This window comes from Propioniciclava sp. MC1683, assembly GCF_014164675.1.
In the GTDB taxonomy this organism is placed as follows: domain Bacteria; phylum Actinomycetota; class Actinomycetes; order Propionibacteriales; family Propionibacteriaceae; genus Propioniciclava.
On record NZ_JACJFX010000075.1, the window covers coordinates 1 to 3,459 of the forward strand.

At 63.3% G+C, this 3,459-nt stretch carries 3 protein-coding genes; all 3 read left to right on the plus strand.

The window, feature by feature from the left end:
• Nucleotides 1–200: 200 nt before the first annotated feature.
• The 3 genes from H5397_RS17170 (at nucleotide 201) to H5397_RS17180 (ending at nucleotide 3,326) form a co-directional block, all read left to right on the plus strand.
• Nucleotides 201–962: a hypothetical protein gene (locus tag H5397_RS17170; RefSeq protein WP_182818944.1), complete on the plus strand. Its 762-nt coding sequence runs from the start codon at nucleotides 201–203 to the stop codon at nucleotides 960–962.
• Nucleotides 959–1,705: an ATP-binding protein gene (locus H5397_RS17175; protein ID WP_182818945.1), complete on the plus strand. Its 747-nt coding sequence runs from the start codon at nucleotides 959–961 to the stop codon at nucleotides 1,703–1,705. The genes H5397_RS17170 and H5397_RS17175 overlap by 4 nt, the downstream gene beginning before the upstream one ends.
• 658 nt (nucleotides 1,706–2,363) lie before the next feature.
• Nucleotides 2,364–3,326 carry a hypothetical protein gene (locus H5397_RS17180; RefSeq protein WP_182818947.1) on the plus strand — a complete coding sequence of 321 codons (963 nt, stop codon included), beginning with the start codon at nucleotides 2,364–2,366 and terminating at the stop codon, nucleotides 3,324–3,326.
• Nucleotides 3,327–3,459: the final 133 nt, after the last annotated feature.

The window sequence follows — 3,459 nt, forward strand, 5'->3', positions numbered from 1 at the left end:
AAGGAGACGACGACCTGATCCTCCGACTCGCAGGCCTCACGTAGTTATCCCGAGGATCCCCAGCCACAGCCCCCGTTGACAAGCAGCAACGGCCACGACTCGGGATAACCAGATCCTCGGGATAGTCCTTCTTATCCCGAATTCGGGATAAGAAGGACAAGGCGAGCGTCGAGAACACCGTCGGCAACATCGCCACCTGGGTGATCGCGGCGCTGCGGAACCAGACGTTCGCGACGTTGCCGGAGTTGCGGGCTGCGGTCTACGAGCGGATGACGGCGTTCAACGCGGAACCGTTCCAGAAGCGCGCCGGCTCCCGCTTGGGCGTGTTCGAGGGTGAGGAGAAGCCGCTGCTGCGGCCGCTCCCGACCGTTGCGTTCGAGATCTCCCAGTGGGTCTACGGCCGCAAGGTTCAGAAGAACGGGCATGTCGTGTTCGAGAAGAACTTCTACTCCGTCCCCTACGTGAACATCGGCCGCGCGGTCGATCTGCGAGTCACCGACAGGATGCTCGAGGTGTTCGCCGGGCAGGACAGACTGACCAGTCATCTGCTTGCCCCGGTCGGGACGGTGAACGAGTACCGCACCCACGACAGCGATCTGCCCGACGGTCCGCAGTATCGGCAGTGGGACGCCCCACGGATCCGGGAATGGGCGGCGAGGATCGGGGAGAACACCACGATCGTCGTGAACCGGATCTTCGAGTCGGTGCCCGTCGACGAGCAGGGCATCAGCGCCGCACTGGCCGTGCTCCGCATGACACGCCGGTACTCCGCCGACCGCGTCGAAGCTGCCGCCGGCGTCGCTCTCGCGTCGAGGGTGAGGTCGCCGCGCTACGCGCACCTGCGGCCCATCCTCGAGACCAGGCAAGACGACCCCGCAGGCCGTGAGGCATGGTCGACACCCGCGGCGGAGCCGGCCGGGTATGTCCGCGGCGCCGACTACTACGCCGGAGACGCCCGATGAGCCGGCTCGACTCGGAGACGAAGCGGAAGCTGCGGGAGATGGGCGTCGCGTCGCTGGTCGACGCGTTCGAGGCCCAGGACGATGCCCTCACGATCGGGGTGGTGTTTGAGGAGCGGATCAAGATCGCTGTCGACGACGCCCACGCGGCGTTCACCCACTCCAAGGTCGAGGGCCTGATCCGCCGGGCCGGGCTGCGCTACCCGAACGCGGACCTGCGACGCGTTGACATGCTCGAGCAACGCGGGCTCGACAGGGGCGTGATCGCTCAGCTCGGGACCTGCCAGTTCATCGGCAGGCAGCAGAACGTCGTTTTCCAAGGGTTCACCGGGTCCGGGAAGTCCTACCTCGGGTCCGCGTTGGCGAAGCAGGCGTGTCAGCACCGCTACCGGGCGCACTACATCCGGATGCCCGACCTCGAAGAATCCTGGGCCGCTGCACGGGACCGGCCAGCGGGGAGAGAGAAGTGGCTGCGAAAGTACGCCGCGTTCACGCTCCTCGTGATCGACGAATGGCTCCTCGACCCACCCACCGACGACGTCCGGTCCATGCTGCTCGAGCTCCTCGAACGGCGCTACGACGCCACCTCGACGGTGTTCTGCACCCAGTACGCGAAGAAGGACTGGCACCAACGCCTCGGCTCCGGCGTCCACGCCGACGCGATCATGGACCGCATCGTCCACAACACCGTCTGGATCGAAACCGGCGACGTCAACATGCGCGAACACACCGCCACGAACAGCTGAACCGGGCCGGTGGGCGCTGCTCCGCGAGGGGCGGTGCTCACCGGCAATATCGGCTGGTGCCGAACCGCAATATCCGGTGGTGCTCAATCGCAATATTCAGTGGTGCTCAACGGTCCGAATACTCAGTCAGACGTCCGGATCTGCCGCGGACCGCGCGGTCGCGCGTGGCGACCTACTCGCAGTTTGGCGGGCGCTCGGTACTCGCAGAATCGCTGGCGTGAGCGGGAGATGATTCGCACATACGGCCCGCCCGGACAAGCATGGTGTCCGGGCGGGGCGAAATTGCGAAACCTCACACGATTCTGCGAAACGATGAGAAATCTGGGCCGTTCTGGGCGGATTCTGCGAAACCTCTGGGTGGCAGCGACCTCTCTGGCCAAGGCCCGGCACCAGATCTGCCGATGGGCGTGTGCTCATCAACTGCCCAGAGTCGGTCGTCGACCTCGGAGGGCGTGACCTCACCCACATGCCGATGTGCGTGTCCTCACCCACAGACCGCCCAGATGGCTGGCGCCTCCCGCGGTCGGCTGTTCGTCCAATGTCCGGCACCTGCCAGCGCACAGGTGCGCGGATCACGAGGAACTGCCAGACGCTCCATGAGGGCAACCTGGCCCAGCGCGGTTCTCAGCTGGCGAGAGATAGGGCAAGATGAATGTTTATGGCGAAATACGCATACAGGCACCGATTTACTTTGGCGGATCCAAGCCTTCCTTACGCCGAGCACGAGGTGGAATTGGTGCTGGCTAGCGGGGAGTTAGTTACCCTCAGGACGCGGGAGGATAAGCCAATCAGAGAGTCGCGCGAGCTCGTGATCGTGCGCGGCGGGTACGTCGATCCCGCCGTCGCCCGGGAGGCGGGAGTGGGAGCGCGGGCAGCTCTTGAGCGAGCCTTCGCCCTCTGCCGGGTAGCGGCCGACTTTGGAGATCTGTCACTTGGTGGCGGTGGGCCTTCTAAGTACCTTCAAGACGAAGTGCTTGAAGAGATTGGCGTCCGAATACTTGCAGATGCGCCACATCTCATGGTGATTGAAGAATCGGACATCAAGACCGCCTTCATGGGAGTGTCAGCACACGTCTACGCTCCAGCGAATCAGTCCTTATTAGAGGCAGCCTTGTTGCACTCTTCGACTGCAGGCCCCGTCAATCCTCGGAGACAGGTTGCCTACGGCCTGTTCTCAACCTCGCACACGGCCGCTAACCCAGAGGTTCGACTCCTGTTGTTGGTCATGGCTATTGAAGTATTGGCTGACGACGTCCCGAGGACGACAGCCGAACGTGCGGTTATTGACTCAGCTCTTTCCCTGGTGGAAGGAAATGCCGGCTTGACTCCAGAACAGAAGAACTCACTTCGAGGGGTCCTTCAGCATGCTAAGAATCAATCCGTGAGTGCCACTGGACAACGTCTTGTTGCGGGCATGCATGGAAGGCTCTATGGCGGGACCTCACCAGTCGCACTTTTCAAGAAGGCGTATAGAGTGAGGAGTGACCTCGTCCACGGGAATATGCCAAGACCAGAGCCCGCCGCGGTTTCCGCGATTGCCGCGCCCTTGGAACTCTTGGTAGCTCACATCATCGCCGGCCCGGACTTGGTAAGTGATGTGCTCGGGGCCACCGAGGTCTGAGCTGAGCCCTGATCCACCGGCGTTGGTTGGCGGTGTGGGTGTGGCGTAGGACGAGGAGACCCTTCTGAGCAGGGAGGATGGTGATTGCTGAAGTCGCCGTCTGCCACCCAGAAGGGTCACCTCGTAAGTGAAA

Coding starts and splice junctions, on each gene's coding strand:
- H5397_RS17175 (WP_182818945.1), top strand. CDS start 959: ATGAGCCGGCTCGACTCGGAGACGAAGCGGAAGCTGCGGGAGATGGGC.
- H5397_RS17180 (WP_182818947.1), top strand. CDS start 2,364: ATGGCGAAATACGCATACAGGCACCGATTTACTTTGGCGGATCCAAGC.